The organism is Clavibacter sp. (assembly GCF_014802555.1).
Classification (GTDB): Bacteria; Actinomycetota; Actinomycetes; order Actinomycetales; family Microbacteriaceae; genus Clavibacter; species Clavibacter sepedonicus.
Genome location: NZ_JAAVCB010000040.1, coordinates 1 through 18,165, shown reverse-complemented (window position 1 = coordinate 18,165; position 18,165 = coordinate 1). Strand labels below are relative to the sequence as shown.

Sequence of the window (18,165 nt, the reverse complement as noted above, 5' to 3'; positions counted from 1 at the left end):
TGACGCGGGCGGAGTCGCCGGGGCGGACGTGGTGGCGGCGTTCCCGCCCTTCGGGCGCGTGGGAGCCGACGACGGTGCGGACGCCGCCGGGCGGGAGGCGTCGGGCGCGGGCGACGCGGATCCGCCGCCGGTCGGAGCCGAGGTGCCCGTGGGGGCGGCGCTGCCGCCGTGCGGCTCGACGCGCGCAATGAACTTCACGCGGATGCCGAGCACGTCGAGGATGGCGGTGCGCAGGATGTCGCTCACGCCCTGCCCGGGTGCGCCGCGCTCCTTGAACCGCTCCGCGTCGTTGGCGCTGACGAAGGACAGCGTGAGCACGTCGTCCGTGAGCGCGCGCGGCGTCGCGGTGACGGCGACGAGCCAGGCGCTGCGCTTGGCCTTCTCGACCGCCTCGACGACCGACGGCCAGGAGTCGCGCAGCTGCTCGAAGGTGACCGGCCCGACGGGCGCGGTCGGCGCGGGCGCGGAGGGCGCCTCCGCCGCGGGGGCGCCCGTCCCGGACGACGACGGGGAGGACTCGTCGGGAGCGGATGCGGCCGGGGTCTGGGTGGTGGCACCGGTCTCCGTCGACTTCGCCGCGGGGGCCGGATCGGGAGTCGGGGCCGGATCGGGAGCGGCGACGGGAGCCGACGTGGCGGCGGGAGCGGGAGCCGATGCGGGCGCGGGAGCTGCTGCCGGCGCAGCTGCGGCGACGGGCGTGGCGGGCGCCGGATCCGCCCCCGCGTCGGCCACGCCGACCCGGCGCTCGAGGCGCTCGACCCGGGCGAGGGCGCCGCGGTGCGTGTCGTCGCTCGCGGGCACGAGCACGCGCGCCACCAGCAGCTCGAGGTGGAGGCGCGGCGAGGTGGCGCCGGTCATCTCGGTGAGGGCGGCGTTGACCACGTCGGCTGCACGGGACAGCTCGACGGCGCCGAAGGCCACGGCCTGGGCGCGCATGCGCTCGAGCTCGTCCTCCGGGGTGCCGCGCAGCACGGCGGCGGCGCCCTCGACGGAGGTGGCGCCCACGATGATGAGGTCGCGCAGGCGCTCGAGCAGGTCCTCCACGAAGCGCCGCGGATCCTGGCCGGTCTGGATGACCCGGTCGACCCCCGCGAAGGCGGCGGCCGCGTCGTGGCGGGCGATCGCGTCGATGACCTCGTCGAGCAGCGCCGCGTGCGTGTAGCCGAGGAGCGCGACGGCGCGCTCGTACTCCACGCTCTCGTCCTCCGACCCGGCGATGAGCTGGTCGAGCAGGGAGAGCGTGTCGCGCACGGATCCCCCGCCGGCGCGGACGACGAGCGGCAGGACGCCGGGCGCGACCTGCACGCTCTCCTCGCGCGACAGGTGCTCCACGTAGTCGAGCATCTGCGCGGGCGGCACGAGCCGGAACGGGTAGTGGTGCGTACGGGAGCGGATGGTGCCGATGACCTTGTCGGGCTCCGTGGTGGCGAAGATGAACTTCACGTGCTCCGGCGGCTCCTCCACGATCTTCAGCAGGGCGTTGAAGCCCTGCGGCGTGACCATGTGGGCCTCGTCGAGGATGAAGATCTTGTAGCGGTCGCGCGCCGGCGCGAAGACCGCGCGCTCCCGGATGTCGCGGGCGTCGTCTACGCCGTTGTGGCTCGCGGCGTCGATCTCGACCACGTCGAGGGATCCGCTGCCGTCGCGGCTGAGCTCGACGCAGCTGGGGCAGACGCCGCACGGGGTGTCGGTGGGGCCCTCGGCGCAGTTGAGGCAGCGGGCGAGGATGCGGGCCGACGTGGTCTTGCCGCAGCCGCGCGGGCCGCTGAAGAGGTACGCGTGGTTGACGCGGTTGGTGCGGAGGGCGGTGCGCAGCGGATCCGTCACCTGCGTCTGGCCGATGAGCTCGGCGAAGTTCTCTGGCCGATAACGGCGATACAGGGCGGTGACCACGGTCCTGAGGATACCGGGCACCCCCGACCGTCCGGCCGCCGCGGGTCAGCTCTCCGCGGGGACCTCGGCCGGCGCGGCTGGGGAGGAGCGGCGCTCGCGCAGCTCGCGGAGCCGGCCGGGCGCCTCCGCCCGCGCGCGGCGGGCGAGCGCGAGGCCCTCGCGCCAGGTCGCGTCCCGGATGAAGAGGAAGTCGAGCGCGATCATCGCGAGGGAGAACGGCCAGAGCCCGAGCAGGATCCCGATCATCACGTGCATGCCCGTGATGACCACGAGCGCGACGATGCGGGTCGGCCGCCACAGGATGAGGAGCGGGAACAGGCCCTGGAACGCGACCGCCAGGAAGCTCGCGAGCACCACGCCGACGCTGGCCTGGGTGAGGAGGTCGCTCAGCCACGGCCACGGCCGGTAGCCCTCGATGACGAGCGAGTAGTAGGTCGCGGATCCGTCGCGCCACTCCGGCCCCTGCAGCTTGAGGATCGCGGAGTTCACGTACACGAGCATGATCTGGTACGCGCAGAGCACCAGCGCGGTGTTGTGCAGGAGCACGCGCACGAGCCGCGGGATCCGGTCGACGAGCGTCCGCGCCGCCTCGACGTGCTGGGGCGGGCGCCGGCGCACGATCCCCGCCTCGGCCGCCTCGCGCTCGCGGCGCCGTCGGACCGCGTCCAGCGACAGGTGCCGGGACAGGTCGGCGAAGAGCACGAAGAAGAGGGTGAGGCGCAGCACGGTGTCGCCGCCGTTGGTGAGCAGCGTGCTGTTGGTCGACAGGCCGATCCAGAACAGGAGCAGGAAGGGCGTCACGATGCGCGTCCGCCAGCCGAGCGTGAACAGCGCGGCGAGCACGACGAGGAGGAGGTAGGAGAGGTCGAACAGGGTGGCGTCGGTCTTCGAGAAGAGGCCGGTGAAGATCGGCAGCCAGCCGCGGCGCGACGCCTCGGGATCGATGAAGCGGGATCCGACGCCCCACAGGTAGTGGCGGTCGGCGAAGCAGGTGACGAGCACCATCAGGATCACGGCGCCGAGCGTGATGCGGAGCGCGGCGAAGCTGAAGGTGGCGTGCTCGCGCTCGGTCATCCAGGTCGCGATGCCGCGGGGCCAGCCGCGCGGATCCCGGAGCGCGGTGAGGAGCTCGCGGTCCTGCAGCAGCCGGCGGACGCGGGCGGCGCGGGCGGAGGGGACGGCGCGAGCGGTCCGGGGGCGTCCCGCCCAGGATCCCGCGGCCGCGGCCTTCGGCGTCGACGTGGTCTCGTGCGTTCTCGCGCTCATCGTGCGTACCTCTCCACGATCCCCTGGTAGACGCTGAGCGCCTGGGGGTCGATCACGTCGTCCGCCTCGCGCCACCCGAAGGTGCGCGTGGAGGGGGTGAACTGCTGCTGCTCGTCGGACCGGTGGGCGAAGTCGTTGGGCCGCTCGGTCGCCACGCGCCAGCGGACCCGCTCGATGTCGCGCCCGAACCAGGCCGTGGCCCAGTAGGTCGTGAACTCCTTGAGCACGTAGTCGGCGCGGAGCATGGTGATCACTCGGCCGCGGCTGCCCTCGTCCAGCGCCTGGAGCTGGTCGATGAGGGAGACGGCCGTCTTGGCCGCGAAGCCGGAGTCGGTGTCGGCGCGGCGGATGAAGGTGTCCTGCACGATCGCCTGCTGCTCCCGCGTGAGACCCCGGAACCGCTCCGTGTACGTCTTCAGCAGGTTCGCGCTCTGCTTCACGGTGCGGGAGGACTGGATCCGGCCCTCCCCCGCCTCGTACTCGGCGCGGGTGATGTCCACCCACTCGCTCTTCACGAGGGCGCCCGAGTCGTCGCGCCACTGCGCCTGCATCTCGAGGTAGCGGTTGGTCTTCTGGATCGAGGGCGCGAACACGTTCCACTGCTGGCCGAAGTAGGGGCGGGCGGCGGCCGTGAGGGCGCGGGTGGCGTCGCTCTGCGGGACAACCATGAGGATCGAGGTGGCCACGTAGATCACGACGACGAGCGCCGCGATGGCCGTGCCGATGCGGGCGGCGCGGGTGAGGGCGGGTGGGGTGGGGTCGGCGGGGTCGACCGGCGAGGCGCCCTCGTCCGCGACCCCGGCGGGGTCGTGGTCGGTCGACTCGGAGGCGTCGACGGCGACGTCCTCGGTGGCGTCGTGCTCGACGTCGTGGTCGTGGGTCGTGTCGGTCATCGTCAGCCGTCCCCCTCGTGCGTCGGGTGGGTCTTCGTGGTGCGGGGCGTGCGGGTCGAGCTGGTCATGCGGTCGTACGGGTCGTGCGGTCGTGCGGGTCGTGCGGGTCATGCGGGTCATGCGGGTCATGCGGTCGTACGGGTCGGCCCGGGAGCGGATCCGGCGGGCGGCCCGGCTCTCGCCGGACCGCCCGCCTTCCTCGCATTCAGGCCGTGCGGATCACGCCCGTCGGCTGCGGCCTCGGTGCAGGGCACCGGCGCCGGTCAGCATCATCAGGAGCGCGATGCCGCCGAGCAGCAGCATCCCGTCGGCGTCGCCGCCCGTGACCGGGAGGATGCCGCCGCCGTATCCGCCGCCGTTGCCGCCGCTGATCGGCGTGCCGGGCTGGCCCGCCGGGACGGTGGATCCGAGGACCCGGAATCGCGTGTCCATCTCGTCGGCCATGCCGGACTGGACTCCGCTCACCTCGACGCGGTGGTCCCCCATCTCGAAGTCCGGACCGATCTCGAACACGAACGTCGCACGTCCATCGGCGTCCGCGATCATCGGCGCCAGCGGCTTCGGCGTGGAGAACACCGTCGCGTTGAGCGTCTCACCGGGGATGAAGCCGGAGGCGTCGACCATCTGCATCGAGCCGCTGCCACGGACGATCTCCGTGAAGCGGACGACGGCCCGGGTGGGGGCGTCGCTGCCGTCGGTGGATCCGTCGGTGGCGTCGGCCGCGTCCGTGCCAGCGGCGTCCGTCGCGTCGGTACCGGCAGCGTCGGTCGCGTCGGCGCCAGCGGCGTCGGTCGCATCGGTACCAGCGGCATCCGTCGCGTCAGCACCAGCAGCATCCGTCGCATCAGCGCCAGCGGCATCAGTGTCCGCATCGTTGTCGCCATCGGCATCCGCCGCGTCAGCGCCAGCAGCATCCGTCGCATCAGCGCCAGCGGCATCAGTGTCCGCATCGTTGTCGCCAGCAGCATCCGTCGCATCCGTACCGGCAGCATCCGCCGCGTCGGCGCCAGCAGCATCCGTCGCGTCAGCGCCAGCAGCATCGGTCGCGTCGGTTCCGGCTGCATCGGTGCCAGCGGCGTCCGTCGCATCCGTTCCCGCAGCATCCGTCGCATCGGTGCCTGCGGCATCGGTCGCATCCGTTCCCGCAGCATCCGTCGCATCGGTGCCTGCGGCATCGGTCGCATCCGTTCCCGCAGCATCCGCCGAATCCGTCGCATCCGTGCCGGCGGCGTCAACGCCGCCACCGTCCACGTCCACCGCGGCCGCGGATCCGTCGGCATCGGAGTCGGTGCCCTCGCCGCCGTCCACGCCCACGTCGAACGTGACCGTGTCCTCGCCGGCAGGGGCGCCGCCGATGGTCTGCGTCGCGGTCACGTCGTACGTGCCGCGCTCCAGGCCGAAGAACGTCACCGTCCAGTTTCCGTCGGCGTCCACCTCCGTCGTGATCGGGTCGAGACCCAGGGTCGAGACCGTGATCGTCCCCAGCGGGTCGGCCGTGCCGGAGACCGGTACGTCACGCGTGGTCGCCCCGCCGGTGAGCGGGAAGACCTGGAAGTCGAACGGCGAGACGATGACCACCGGCACGCCGATCGTGAAGGTCACGGTGTCGGTGCCGACGGCGACGCCGTCGATCGTCTGCGTGACGGTGCCCGTGTAGGTGCCGGAGGGCAGATCGGGCGTCGCCAGCGAGAAGCCGCCGTCGTCGTCCACCTCCGCCGGAGCCGTCGTCGTGTCGCCGACCGTCAGCGTGACGGTGGCGTCGGGGTCGGCCGTGCCCGTCACCGGGACGGAGACGGTGGTGTCGCCGTCGGGCAGCGGCACGAAGTCGCCGTCTTCGGGCGTCAGGATGACGACCTGGTCGACGCCGGCCACGGAGATGGTGAAGTCGGCCGTGTCCGAACCGGCAGCAGCGCCGCCGATGGTCTGCGTCACCGTGACGGTGTACTCCGCGGCGGAGAGACCGGGGAACGTCGCCTCGAAGCGGCCGTCGTCCCCGACCACCTGCGTGACGGGCGTCTGGCCCGTGACCGCGATGAGCACGGATCCGCGGACGTCGGCGCTGCCGCTCACGGTCACGGGCACCGCGGTGCCGCCGGCCGGGACGACGAAGTCCTGCCCGTCGGTCGGGGTGTCGATGACCACGGCGACCGCCGGGGCGATGACGGAGAAGGTGACCGTGGCCGATCCTGCGGCGGTGCCGCCGATCGTCTGGGTCGCCGTCGCCGTGTAGTCGCCGACCGGGAGGTCGGCGAATGTCACGTCGTAGACCCCGTCGTCGCCGACGAGCTCCGTCTGCGGGTCCTGGCCGGGGATCGTCACCGTGACGGTGGCGCGCGGGTCGGCGGCGCCGGTCACGGGGACGTCGGCCGTCGGCACGGTGCCGGCGCTGAGGATCTGGTCACCGGTCGACGGAGACGTGATCGTCACCGCGGCGGCGGGGGCGCCGACCGTGAAGGTCACCGTCGCCGTCCCGCGGACCACGCCGTCGATCGTCTGGGTGGCGGTCGCCGTGTACGTGCCGACCGGGAGGTCGGCGAACGCCACGTCGTAGAGGCCGTCGGCGCCGACCAGCTCGGTCTGCGCGGTCTGGCCGGGGATCGTCACGGTGACCGAGGCGCGCACGTCGGCCGCGCCCTCCACGGGCACGTCGACCGTCGGGTCCGCCGCGGTGGTCAGGAAGACCTGGTCCGCCGTGGGCGTCGTGATCGTGATGTCCGTGGCCGCCGCCGCGATGGTAAAGGTCACCGTCGCGGAGCCCGCGGCCTGCCCGTCGATCGTCTGGGTGACGGTGGCCGTGTAGTTGCCGGCCGGGAGGGCGGTCGGTGTGAGCGTGTAGGTGCCACCGGGTCCGACCTCGACCGGACCGACCGTCTGGCCGCCGACGGTCAGCGTGACCTCGGCGTCCGGATCGGCGGTGCCGGTGACGGGGACGACCACGGTCGTCTGCCCGTCGGCCAGCTCGATCACCTGGTCCGGCGTCGGCGACGTGATGGTCACGTCGTCGGCGACGGGGGCGGGCACGGCGCGTACGGTGGAGCGGGCCAGGTCGATGGTCGGCCCTCCGTTCCCGAGCAGCCGCACGCGCAGGGCCGTCACCGACGAGGATCCGGCGTCCACGCCGTCCCCGTCGATGAAGGCGTCCGGCGTCTGCTCGTTGACCGTGAGGCGCACGACCTGGTCGACGACCGCGAGCGCCGGCGCGAGTGCCGTGATCACGCCCGTGCTGACGCCGGCAAGCGCGTCGCCGATGGCCGGCAGGAGATCCGTGTCGGCGTTCGACCCGAGGAGCCCGGTCACCAGGTCATCGAAGAGCGGCGTGAGGACCGCCAGGGACACCGGGATGCCGATGAGGTTCGTCCCATCGAGGCTCACCGTGGGGGCCGTGCCGGTCGTCCCGCCGAGGAGGCGGTCGAGCGACACGTCGACGTTGACGACGAGATCACCCGCGTCCGTGTTGAGCAGGCCGACCGTGAGCGGCGCGGTGACCGCGATGTCCACCGTGGTGGAGGCGCGGAGCGCGGTCACGAGGCGGTTCGGCAGCACGTCCGTGAAGATGTTCGTGATCGCCGAGTCGACGACGTCCGCGAGAATGGCCGAGGTCAGGATCGACGCTCCGGGATCCCGGTCGTTGAGCGCCTGGATCCGGTCGAGATCCACCGTGATGGAGCCGGCGGACACGTCGATCGAGACCGTCCCGTCGGCGTTCGTGAGCGGCTCGGCGAGCGCGGCCTGCACGACGGCCGCCGTGTTCACGTTCGCCGTGGCGGTGACCGTGGGGGTCCCGACCTCGAGGGCCGCGGTGAGGACGTTCTCCCCGAGGATCCCCTCGAGGAGCGGGCCCGTTGCGGCCGAGACGTCGATGTCGGCGGCGATCTCGGGGGCGATCCCGTTGACGGCCGCCGTGAGCCGGGAGCTGATCTGCGCGACCAGCGGGCTCGTGAGCACGGCCTCGGCCGAGGCGATGTCGTAGTCCGACGTCGGCGTCCCCGTCCCCGTCGACGTGGTGGTGGAGGAGATGGCCCCGAACCGCAGCGACAGATCGGAGAGGGCGCCCTCGGCACCGATGGACTCGATGGTCGAGCCGAGATCGATGACCGTCTGCTGTCCGGCGCCCTGGCCGACCTGGATGGCGCCGGTGTCGGACACGGCGCCGGCCGCGCCCGTCGCTCCGGCCGGTCCGCTCGAGGCGTACTGCTGGAGGACGCCCGCACCCGCGGCCTGGTCCAGGTCGAGGAGCGAGCCGAGCGTGACGCCGGCGGCGAGCTGCGCGTTCGCGAGCCCGTTCAGGACGTCCACGTCCAGCGGCGCGTTCTCCACCTGCGCGGCGGTGTCGCCGGGTCCGTAGGAGGTGTACGCGCCATCGAGGGCGATCACCTGCGGGACGTTCGTGAGGGTCAGGAAGCGCCCTTCGGCCTCCGCCGTGTCCCCCGGTGCGGCGTTCGCGGGCGCGGTGCCCCCGAACGCGACGATCGCCGCGGCGAGCCCGAAGGCCGTCGCGGTCGCCAGCCTGCTTCTGCGGCTGGGCATGTGTAGTGCCATCTGCGTTCCCCTCGATTGCATGGCCGGCCGCGCTCGTGGACGCGGCCGTGCGTCACCGCGGGGCGGCCCCCACCACTCCCACGGTCGTCTGAGGCTCGCATCCGGTCGCAGGGGGGACAACACTGCGGGGCACTGGTCTGCGCGGGAGGGGACCACGCAGTCGGATCAGTAGGCGTCCCAGTGGCGCTACTGGTCCGCACGGCCGTCCGGCACGACGCGAGGCCCGCGATCCGGTCGGATCGCGGGCCTCGGGGGTCCCAGCGGGGGAGCGCCGGCGGAGGGACCGGCGGGTCAGTTCCCGGTGGCCGCGAGCGACTGGCGCGCGATCTCGAGCTCCTCGTCGGTGGGGATCACGAGCACGGCCACGGGCGATCCGTCGGGGCTCACGAAGCGCGCCTCGGAGCTGATCAGCTCGTTGCGGTCGTCGTCGATCCCGATCCCCATGAACTCGAGCCCGGCGAGCGAGCGCCGCCGCACGAGCGGGTTGTTCTCGCCGACGCCGGCCGTGAACACGACGGCGTCGACGCCGCCGAGCTGCGCCGCGTAGGCGCCGACGTAGTGGCGGATCCGGTGCCGGTACACGCCGAGCGCCGTCTGCGCGTCCTCGTCGCCGTCGGCGGCGGCGCGCTGCACGTCGCGCATGTCGCCGAGGCCGGTGAGCCCGAGCAGGCCGCTCTTCCGGTTGAGGAGGGTCTCGAGGTCGTCGAGCCCGAGGTCGGTGTGCCGGGCGAGGTGGAAGAGGATCGCGGGGTCGATGTCGCCGGAGCGGGTCCCCATGACGAGGCCCTCGAGCGGGGTGAGCCCCATGGACGTGTCGATGGACCGCCCGCCCTGCACCGCCGCCGCGGACGCGCCGTTGCCGAGGTGCAGCACGATGATCCGCGTCTCCTCCAGCGGCTTGCCGAGCAGGCGCGCGGCGGCCTCCGAGACGTACTTGTGGCTCGTGCCGTGGAACCCGTAGCGGCGGATGCGGTGCGCGGCCGCGAGCTCCCGGTCGATCGCGTACGTGTACGCCTCGGCCGGCAGCGTCTGATGGAACGCGGTGTCGAACACGGCCACGTGCGCCACGTCGGGGAACGCGGTCTGGGCCGCCTGGATCCCCTGCAGCGCACCCGGGTTGTGCAGCGGCGCGAGCGCCGAGAGGTCGTCGATGTCGGCCTTCACCTTCTCGGTGACGACGGTCGGCTCGACGAACACGTCGCCGCCGTGCACGACGCGGTGGCCGATCGCGACGGGCGGCCCCTCCTCGAGCGACGGCCCGTGATCCGCGAACGCGTCGAGCATCGCCTGGAAGCCGGCGGTGTGGTCGGCGATGGGCAGCTCGCGCTCCCACGAGTCGCCGCCCGCCTTGTGGCGCGTGGATCCGACCTCCTCGCCGATGCGCTCGACGAGGCCGGAGGCGAGCACGGTCTCGGTGTCCATCTCGATGAGCTGGTACTTGAAGGACGACGATCCGGAGTTGACGACGAGGACGACGGGCACGGGTGGGCTCCTGACGGGTGCGGCGGGTGGGAAGACGACGGGACGGACGGGCGCTCAGCCCGCCTCGATCCCCTCGGCCTGGATGGCGGTGATGGCGACGGTGTTGACGATGTCCTGCACGAGCGCGCCGCGCGAGAGGTCGTTGATGGGCTTGCGGAGCCCCTGCAGCACGGGCCCGATGGCGACCGCGCCGGCCGAGCGCTGCACGGCCTTGTACGTGTTGTTGCCCGTGTTGAGGTCCGGGAAGATGAACACCGTCGCGCGGCCGGCGACCTCGGAGCCGGGCATCTTCGTGGCCGCGACCGCCGCGTCCGCCGCCGCGTCGTACTGGATGGGTCCCTCGACCGCGAGGTCGGGCCGCAGCTCCCGCACGCGCGCCGTGGCCTGGCGCACCTTCTCCACGTCGGCACCCGCGCCCGACTCCCCCGTCGAGTACGACAGCATCGCGATGCGCGGCTCGATGCCGAACTGCGCCGCGGTCCCCGCCGACGAGATGGCGATGTCGGCGAGCTGGTCGGCGGTGGGATCCGGGTTCACGGCGCAGTCGCCGTAGACGAGCACCCGGTCGGCGAGCGCCATGAGGAAGACCGACGAGACGACGGAGACGCCGTCCGTGGTCTTGATGATCTCGAAGCCCGGCCGGATGGTGTGCGCCGTCGTGTGCGCGGCGCCCGACACCATGCCGTCGGCGAGCCCGAGCTGCACCATCATCGTGCCGAAGTACGAGACGTCGGTGACGGTCTCGCGCGCGATGTCGAGCACCATGCCCTTGTGGGCGCGCAAGCGCACGTACTCCTCGGCGAAGCGCTCGCGCAGCACGGCGTCGAAGGGGCTGAGCACGGTGGCGCGCCCGATGTCGATGCCGAGGCCGATGGCCCGCGAGCGCACCTCGATCTCCTCGCCGAGGATCGTGACGTCGGCGATGCCGCGGCTGAGGATCGTGCCGGCCGCCCGCAACACGCGGTCGTCGGTGCCCTCGGGCAGCACGATGCGCTTGCCGGCCTTCCTGGCCCGCTCGATGAGCCCGTACTCGAACATGAGCGGGGTGACCACGTCGGAGCGGCTGACGTCGAGCAGCTCGAGGAGCCGCGACGTGTCGACGTGCTGCTCGAAGGCGGCGAGCGCCGTGTCCATCTTGCGGCTGGACTCGGGCGAGAGCCGGCCGCGGGTCTGCGTGATGCGCTTCGCGGTCTCGTACGTGCCGAGCTCGGTGGAGATGATCGGCAGCGTCTCGTCGAGCCCGGAGACGAGGCGCTCGATGGTGGGCGACAGCGCGAAGCCGCCGTTCAGCACGATGCCCGCGACCGTGGGGAAGGTCTCGGAGGCGTGCGCCGTGAGCACGCCGAGGAGGACCTCGCTGCGGTCGCCGGGGATCACGACGATGGCGCCCTCGGTGAGGCGCGCGAGCACGTTCTCCATCGACATGGCGGAGACGACCACGCCGAGCGCTTCCCGGCTGAGGAGCGCCGCGTCGCCCTTGACGAGCGTGCCGTCGACCGCGTCGAGGAGCTCGGCGACGGTGGGGGCGACGAGGAACGCGTCCTCGGGGATCGCCCAGACCGGCACGTGCGGGGCCTGCGCCTGGAGCGATGCGGGGACGGCGGCGGGGATCGCGGCCGTGATGGCGTCGAGCTGCTCGGGGTCGGCGCGGTTCACGACGACGCCCAGGAGGCCCGCGTGCGCGGTCACCAGCTCGGGGATCGCGAGGTCGGCGATCTGGCGCATCTCGTCGGGGCTGCGGCCGCCGGTCTCGTCCGTGCGGCGGCCCGTGAGCACGAGGAGCACGGGGGCGCCGAGGTTCGCCGCGATGCGCGCGTTGAACGACAGCTCCGTGGGGCTGCCGACGTCGGTGTAGTCGCTGCCGACGATGACGACGGCGTCGCACTTGGCCTCGACGGCCTTGTAGCGCTCGACGATGCGGGAGAGCGCGGCCTCGGGATCCGCGTGCACGTCGTCGTAGGTGACGCCCACGCACTCGTCGTAGTCGAGGTCCACGCCGTCGTGCGACAGCAGCGCCTCGAGCACGTAGTCGCGCTCGACGATGGAGCGCGCGATGGGACGGAACACGCCCACGCGCTGGATCTGGTGGGTCAGGGTGTCGAGCACCCCCAGCGCGACCGTCGACTTGCCCGAGTGCCCTTCGGCGGACGTGATGTAGATGCTCCGAGCCATGCCCGCAAGCCTATGGGCGTCGCCTGCGCGGACACCTGCGTCTGTTAAAAGGAGAAGACCCCTCGCGCACCTGCCAGAGCCCGGCTGCCCTTGCTGCGTCTCCGCCCTGGGGGAGTTCACCTGGATGGCACCACGCGAGGAGCCGACACCGAGTGTACCCGACGCGGGACGCCCGACGGTCGGCAGCGGCCCGCCCAGCAGCCGCTCACCGGGCCGGGCGTAGCGTGGACGCCATGCGCATCATCATCGCCGGAGGACACGGCCAGATCGCCCGACTGCTCGAACGACGACTCGCTGACCAGGGCCACCAGCCCGTCGGCATCGTCCGCAACCCCGACCACGCGTCCGACCTCGCCGACGCCGGGGCGGAGGCGCTCGTGCTCGACCTGGAGCAGAGCGACGTCGACCAGGTCGCCGAGGCGCTTCAGGGCGCCGACGCCGTGGTCTTCGCGGCCGGAGGCGGGCCCGACTCCGGCCCGGAGCGCAAGCTCACCATCGACCGCGACGGCGCGATCCTGCTCGCCGACGCCGCCGAGAAGGCCGGCGTCACCCGCTACGTGATGATCTCGGCCATGGCCGTCGACGGCTTCGACCCCGACAGCGACGACACCTACGAGATCTACCAGCGCGCGAAGTCCGAGGCGGACGCCGACCTCCGGGCCCGCGACATCGACTGGACCATCGTCCGCCCCGGCGGCCTCACCGACGACCCCGGCACCGGCCGGATCCATGTGGGCACCTCCACGGGCCGCGGCACCATCCCCCGCGCCGACGTCGCCGAGATCGTGGCGACCGCGCTCGTCGACGGCACGGGCGTGCGCGTCCAGTTCGAGGCGATCTCGGGCGAGGAGCCCGTCGCCGAGGCCATCGCGGGCCTGCGCTACTAGCGGCACCCGCACGACGCGCGACCCGCGCGGACCTGGATGACGGCCCCCTCCGCCCCGGAGGGGGCCGTCATCCGCTTCCGGGCTGCTGAGGCACCCGGGTCGTGCCGCGGGCGACGCGTCGGGTCGACGGCACCCGAAGCCGTCGTGCTCCCGTGCATCGCACGCATGGTGCGCCGGAGCGCACCGTCCGGAGCATCCCCATGCCCGGACATGAGGGACACGCTAGGAGCGCCCCGAGGCGTCCCCCACAGTGCCGACTACTTATTTCCGTGACGCATCGGATAAGTAACAGTCGGTGCGCCTGGCCGGAACCCCGGTTTCCGCGCAAGATGGGGTCACAGGGACCGCGCGGCCTCGGGGGATGCGGCGCGGACCACCGCTTTCACGACGGGGGTCACATGAAGCAGATGACGCACACCCACATCCGGTCGGGCAGTCGGGTGGAGAGCCCGGCTCCCGGCCGCGGCGGCCGCGCCCGCGACCTCGAGACGCTCGAGCGCTGGCTGGCGGCGGGCACGAGCGCCGTCGTCACCGGCAGCGTCGGCTCGGGTCGCAGCCACGTGGCCGGTCGCGTGGCGGACGCCCTCACGCGCAACGGCCTGACCGTGATCCGCGCCCACGCGTCCACGCCCGACCTCCCGGACGTCCTCCGCCGCGTCATCGACCAGGTCCCCGGGATCCGCGCCGCGCGCCCGCTCCCCGCCGTGCGACCCGTGGTGGTGATCGACGACGGGCACCTCATGGCGCCCGATGTCCGCGCCGCGCTCGTCGACGCACGCGCGAGCGAGCGCTGCACGCTGCTCGTCACGGTCGACGACACGGGCGGCGACGCCCGCCACCTCCGCGCCCGCGAACCCGAGCCGGGCACCGAGCAGGCCGTGCGCGCGGCGCAGGCGGCCCACGAGATCCTCGGCCTGTGGCGGAACGGCTACGCCGAGCGGCTCGACCTCTCCCCGCTCGACGCGGCGGAGGTCGACGCGATGATCGACTCGATCGCGGGGCAGGTGGCGCTCGACCAGGCGACGCGGGTGCAGATCCAGCGTCGCAGCGGCGGCCGCCCGTTCCTCGTCCGGGAGCTGACCTTCGAGGCGCTCGAGTCGGACGGCACGGAGCGGACCGTCACGGGCTACGCCTTCCCGAGCCCGCACGCGCCGCGCGCCCGGATCCTCGAGCTGGTCTCCTCGCGCGTGTCGATGCTCGACGACGACGAGCGCAGCACGCTCGTGCTCCTCGCCCGCCTCGACGGCGTGCCGTACCAGCGCGCCGCCCGCCTGTTCGGCGAGACGATCCTGCGGGTGCTCGGCGCGCGCGGCCTCGCCCGCGTGCAGGGCCAGGGCGACCGGATCCTCCGCGCCGACCTGCTGGAGGCCGAGGCCGCGCTCGCCCGCACCGACCCGGAGGCCGTCGACGCCCTCACGCGCCGCGTCGTCGGGTCCCTCCTGCAGGAGGCGTCGCACGGCGTCCCGCTCAGCCCGAAGGAGAGCCTGCTGATCGCGCGCACGCTCACGGTCGACGGGCGCCGCGACGCCGTCGAGCGATTCGGCGCGGACACCCTCGCCGCCGTGCACCTCGTCGCAGCGCGGCTGGCGAACGACGTCGGCATGACGCACGACGCGCTCGCGTTCGCGGAGATCGCGAGCGACGGCGGCTCGGTCGCGTACGCGGCCTGCGAGCAGGCTCGCGCCCTGACCGTGCTCGGCAACCCGGCGCGCGCGATGGAGACGATGGATGCCCTGGACACCGCGGCGCTCATGCCGGGCGAGCGCGTCGAGGCGCTCCGCTGGTGCGTCCTCGCGACGCAGGCCGCGCTGCCGGGGACCGACCACGTCCGTCGTCTTCTCGACGGGATCGGGCACGGAGCGGAGGCCCACTCGGACGCGTGCGCGGAGGCAGCCGCCATCGGCGCGGCCATGGCGCTCGGGCAGATGGAATGGGAGACGGCGCTCACCACCGCACGGGATGCGGGGGCGCGCGCGTCGAGCCCGCTCGTGCGCCTGCGCGCCCAGCGCTCGGTGGTCCTCGCGCTCGGCCACCTGGGTCGCGGTGCCGAGCTCGGCGAGGCCATCGACGACGGGCTCGGGCTCGTGTCCCGCCGCCCCGACCGCCGCGGGACCTACGACGACATCCTGCTCGAGGAGGCGCGCCTCGAGATGCTCTCGGCGAGCGCGTTCAGCCGTCGGCTCTGCCGCCTCGACATCCCCGACCTCGAGCGCGAGCTGGATGCGTGGGTGGAGTCGGCGATCGCGCAGGACGCGCAGTGGTTCATCCCCGTCCTCGGCGCCATCACGGGCGGCGTCGCCCTCGACCTCGGGCGGCTCGACCGCGCGGAAGCGGAGCTGAGCCTCGCCGACGACCGCCTCATCGGGCCGGACACCGGCACGTGGCGGCTCTGGATCGGGATGCAGCGCGCCCGCGTGCTCGCGCTCCGCGGCTGCACCGAGGAGGCCGAGCGCATCGCGACGGACATCGCGCATCGCGCCGACCCGCGCTACCCGTACCAGCGCATGCTCGCCGAGGGCGTGCGCGTGGAGATCCTCGCGTCACGCGGCCGGCCGGAGGAGGCGGCGACGCTCCTCCTCGACGTCGGCGACCTCAGCGGCGAGGCGCATGCGCTCCGGGCGGGCATGCTGTTCCGCGCCTGGACGCTCGGATCCACGGACCCCCGCCTCGTCGAGGGCGCCCGACTCGTGCGCGAGCGCACCGACGTGCCCGCGCTGCACGGCATGGCCGAGGTGGTGGAGGGATCCCGCACCTCGGACGCGGCGCTCGTCGCGCAGGGCGTGCGCACGCTGGAGGAGTCCGGGCTGCACCAGCAGGCCCTCGCCGCGTGCGAGGACCTCCTGCGCATGCTGGCGGGCGACGCAGCAGGACCCGCCCTCACCGACGCGCGGGCGACGCTCGCGCGGATCCAGACGCGCATCGACCGCGGTGCGCCCGCCACCGCCGCGGCCTCGGTCACGCCCGTCCTCGACGTCAGCATGCTGACGCGCCGGGAGCTCGAGATCGGCGTGCTCGCGGCGCAGGGGCTGAGCAACCGGGAGATCGCCGGACGCCTGTTCCTCTCCGTCCGCACGGTCGAGTCGCACCTCTACCAGGCGCGCGCGAAGCTCGGCGCGCCCTCGCGTCGGGCCCTCGCGGGGCTGCTCGACACCCCGGGTGCATCGGGCCTCGTCGCGGGCAGGTAGTATCGACGGGTGCCGCCGCGTTCCTGACGCCGCGGCACGCGTCATGGAGGATTCGCCTAGTGGCCTATGGCGCACGCTTGGAAAGCGTGTTGGGTGAAAGCCCTCAGGGGTTCGAATCCCCTATCCTCCGCCAGTCGCACGAGAGCCCCGACGGACACCGGTCCGGCGGGGCTCTCGTGTCCCCCATAGCGCCCCTGCCCGCCGGGCCGGCACCCGCCTAGGCTGGAACGGTCGTCCCGCCCGCACCCGCGGGAGCCGCCCGTCCCGAGATGCGCGCGGCACGCCGGACGACGGCAGACGCGAGGACGGCGTCGGACGACGACCGGAGGCGACGTGCAGGACGACGGCGACGCGCCCCGTGACGGCGCGAGCACGATCATCCGCCCCCGCGCGGCCCTCCTGCGGCAGCTCGCCCTCGCCACGCTCGCGCTCGTCGTGCCCCTGGGGGCGGCGCTCCTGGTGCTCGCCATCCCCACGGGGAACGCGGCGGCCGTGATCCTCGGCGTCGCGGTGGTCGGCCTGCTCAGCGCGCTTCTCGCCGCCCTGTACCGCACCTCGTACGTGCGGATCTCGCACACCACGGGCGACGTCGAGTCCCGCTTCCTGCTGCGCCGCACGCGCGTCCGCCGCAGCAGCGTGCACGACCTCCTGGTGGCGCACGTCTACCAGGGCCTCACGCTCGACACGCAGCCGCGCCTGTTCGTCATGGACGTCGACGGCCGGCTCCTCCTCCGCCTCAGCGGCCACGTGTACGACCTGTGGACCATGCGCTCGATGGCCGGCGACCTCGACCTGCCGCTGACGGAGCAGGCGAAGGTGCTCACCATGGCGGAGCTGCGCGGTGCCCGCCGAGGGGTCCTGCCCTGGTACGAGCGGTCGCGGCTCGCCCTGGCCGGGGCGCTCGTCCTCCTGGGCATGGGCGTGATCGGCGCCGTGGTCGGCATCATGGCGCTCACGGGCGTGCCCGTGTCGATCCGGCTGTGATCGACGCGGACGCGGACGCGGCCCTCGTGGACCTCGCGATGCTCGGGCCGCTCCTCGAGCGCTGGCGGCTGGATCCCGACGGCCCGGCCGTCCGCACCCCCAGCAGCGTGCTCGCCCCGGTCCGCCGCGACGGCGCCCGCCTGATGCTCAAGGTGCCCCTCGTGGAGGAGGAGCGGCGCGGCGGACGCCTGATGGCCGCGTGGGCCGGCCGCGGTGCCGCGCCCGTGCTCGCGTCCGACGCCGACGGCACCGTGGTCATGGCGCGCGCGGACGACACGGGGATCCTCGTGCGCGAGGCATCGGCCGAGGGGCCGGACGCGGACGCGCGCGACGACCGGGCCACGCGGATCCTCGCCCGCGCCGCCACGCGGCTGCACGGCGTGCCGCTGGACCCGCGCACGTGCGCCGAGGCCGTGCCCCTCGCCGTCTGGTTCCGCGAGCTGGTCGAGCCCGCGCGGCCGCTCCCCCGGTCCCTGGACCGCGGTGCGGCGGTCGCCCGCGAGCTGCTGGCCGGATCCGGCCCGACCGCGGTGCTGCACGGCGACGTCCACCACGGCAACGTCCTGCGCTTCGGCGGCGGCGGTCACGACGACGACGACGCGTGGCGCGCCATCGACCCCAAGGCCCTCGTGGGCGACCCCGGCTTCGACACGGCCAACATCCTCGCGAACCCGACGCCCGGGATCGCGCTGCGTCCTGGACGGCTGGCCCGGCGCGCGCGGGTGGTCGCCGAGGAGACGGGCATCGACCGGGACGCCGTGCTCGCCTGGGCCGAGGCGGGTTGCGCGCTGTCGGCGGCGTGGGATGCGGCCGACGCCGCACGCCTGCCGCGCCTCGAGGCGCTCGCCCGGCTCGGGGCGGCCG

General features: G+C 73.6%; 10 protein-coding genes, 1 tRNA gene and 1 other RNA gene. 5 read left to right on the top strand and 7 right to left on the bottom strand.

What is annotated here, in order from left to right:
- The 7 genes from HDR73_RS04980 to ffs form a co-directional block, all read right to left on the bottom strand.
- Window positions 1–1,893: DNA polymerase III subunit gamma and tau (locus HDR73_RS04980; protein ID WP_287136279.1), on the bottom strand; the 1,893-nt coding region annotated here is incomplete at its 3' end.
- A gap of 45 nt (window positions 1,894–1,938) precedes the next feature.
- A complete protein-coding gene (locus tag HDR73_RS04975; RefSeq protein WP_012297638.1) occupies window positions 1,939–3,159 on the bottom strand; it encodes an HTTM domain-containing protein in 1,221 nt (406 codons plus the stop codon).
- Entirely contained in the window at window positions 3,156–4,052 is an 897-nt protein-coding gene (locus HDR73_RS04970) for a DUF5819 family protein (RefSeq protein ID WP_012297637.1), read from the bottom strand. Before HDR73_RS04970 ends, HDR73_RS04975 begins: the two co-directional genes overlap by 4 nt.
- A gap of 219 nt (window positions 4,053–4,271) precedes the next feature.
- Complete coding sequence (locus HDR73_RS04965) at window positions 4,272–8,579, bottom strand: choice-of-anchor G family protein (RefSeq protein WP_012297636.1); 4,308 nt, start codon at window positions 8,577–8,579, stop codon at window positions 4,272–4,274.
- 303 nt (window positions 8,580–8,882) lie between these two features.
- Window positions 8,883–10,073: an acetate/propionate family kinase gene (locus HDR73_RS04960; protein WP_012297635.1), complete on the bottom strand. Its 1,191-nt coding sequence runs from the start codon at window positions 10,071–10,073 to the stop codon at window positions 8,883–8,885.
- Window positions 10,074–10,127: 54 nt separating this feature from the next.
- Entirely contained in the window at window positions 10,128–12,245 is a 2,118-nt protein-coding gene (gene pta / locus HDR73_RS04955; RefSeq protein ID WP_012297634.1) for a phosphate acetyltransferase, read from the bottom strand.
- Window positions 12,246–12,295: 50 nt separating this feature from the next.
- An RNA gene (gene ffs / locus HDR73_RS04950) (signal recognition particle sRNA small type) lies at window positions 12,296–12,392 on the bottom strand.
- Window positions 12,393–12,478: 86 nt separating this feature from the next.
- Here ffs and HDR73_RS04945 point away from each other — a divergent pair.
- The 5 genes from HDR73_RS04945 to HDR73_RS04925 form a co-directional block, all read left to right on the top strand.
- Complete coding sequence (locus tag HDR73_RS04945; protein WP_041464259.1) at window positions 12,479–13,132, top strand: SDR family oxidoreductase; 654 nt, start codon at window positions 12,479–12,481, stop codon at window positions 13,130–13,132.
- A gap of 398 nt (window positions 13,133–13,530) precedes the next feature.
- Window positions 13,531–16,317 (top strand): helix-turn-helix transcriptional regulator, encoded by a 2,787-nt coding sequence (locus HDR73_RS04940; RefSeq protein ID WP_012297632.1) that lies wholly within the window; start codon window positions 13,531–13,533, stop codon window positions 16,315–16,317.
- Window positions 16,318–16,362: 45 nt separating this feature from the next.
- A tRNA-Ser gene (locus tag HDR73_RS04935) sits at window positions 16,363–16,450 on the top strand.
- 200 nt (window positions 16,451–16,650) lie between these two features.
- Window positions 16,651–17,301: a hypothetical protein gene (locus tag HDR73_RS04930; RefSeq protein WP_012297631.1), complete on the top strand. Its 651-nt coding sequence runs from the start codon at window positions 16,651–16,653 to the stop codon at window positions 17,299–17,301.
- On the top strand, window positions 17,298–18,165 hold an 868-nt coding region (locus HDR73_RS04925), incomplete at its 3' end, for an aminoglycoside phosphotransferase family protein (RefSeq protein WP_287136278.1). The genes HDR73_RS04930 and HDR73_RS04925, both read left to right, overlap by 4 nt.

What these genes read in the sequence shown, in the direction of transcription:
- HDR73_RS04975 (WP_012297638.1), bottom strand. Translation starts at nt 3,159, where the DNA reads ATGAGCGCGAGAACGCACGAGACCACGTCGACGCCGAAGGCCGCGGCC.
- HDR73_RS04970 (WP_012297637.1), bottom strand. Translation starts at nt 4,052, where the DNA reads ATGACCGACACGACCCACGACCACGACGTCGAGCACGACGCCACCGAG.
- HDR73_RS04965 (WP_012297636.1), bottom strand. Translation starts at nt 8,579, where the DNA reads ATGCCCAGCCGCAGAAGCAGGCTGGCGACCGCGACGGCCTTCGGGCTC.
- pta (WP_012297634.1), bottom strand. Translation starts at nt 12,245, where the DNA reads ATGGCTCGGAGCATCTACATCACGTCCGCCGAAGGGCACTCGGGCAAG.
- HDR73_RS04945 (WP_041464259.1), top strand. Translation starts at nt 12,479, where the DNA reads ATGCGCATCATCATCGCCGGAGGACACGGCCAGATCGCCCGACTGCTC.
- HDR73_RS04940 (WP_012297632.1), top strand. Translation starts at nt 13,531, where the DNA reads ATGAAGCAGATGACGCACACCCACATCCGGTCGGGCAGTCGGGTGGAG.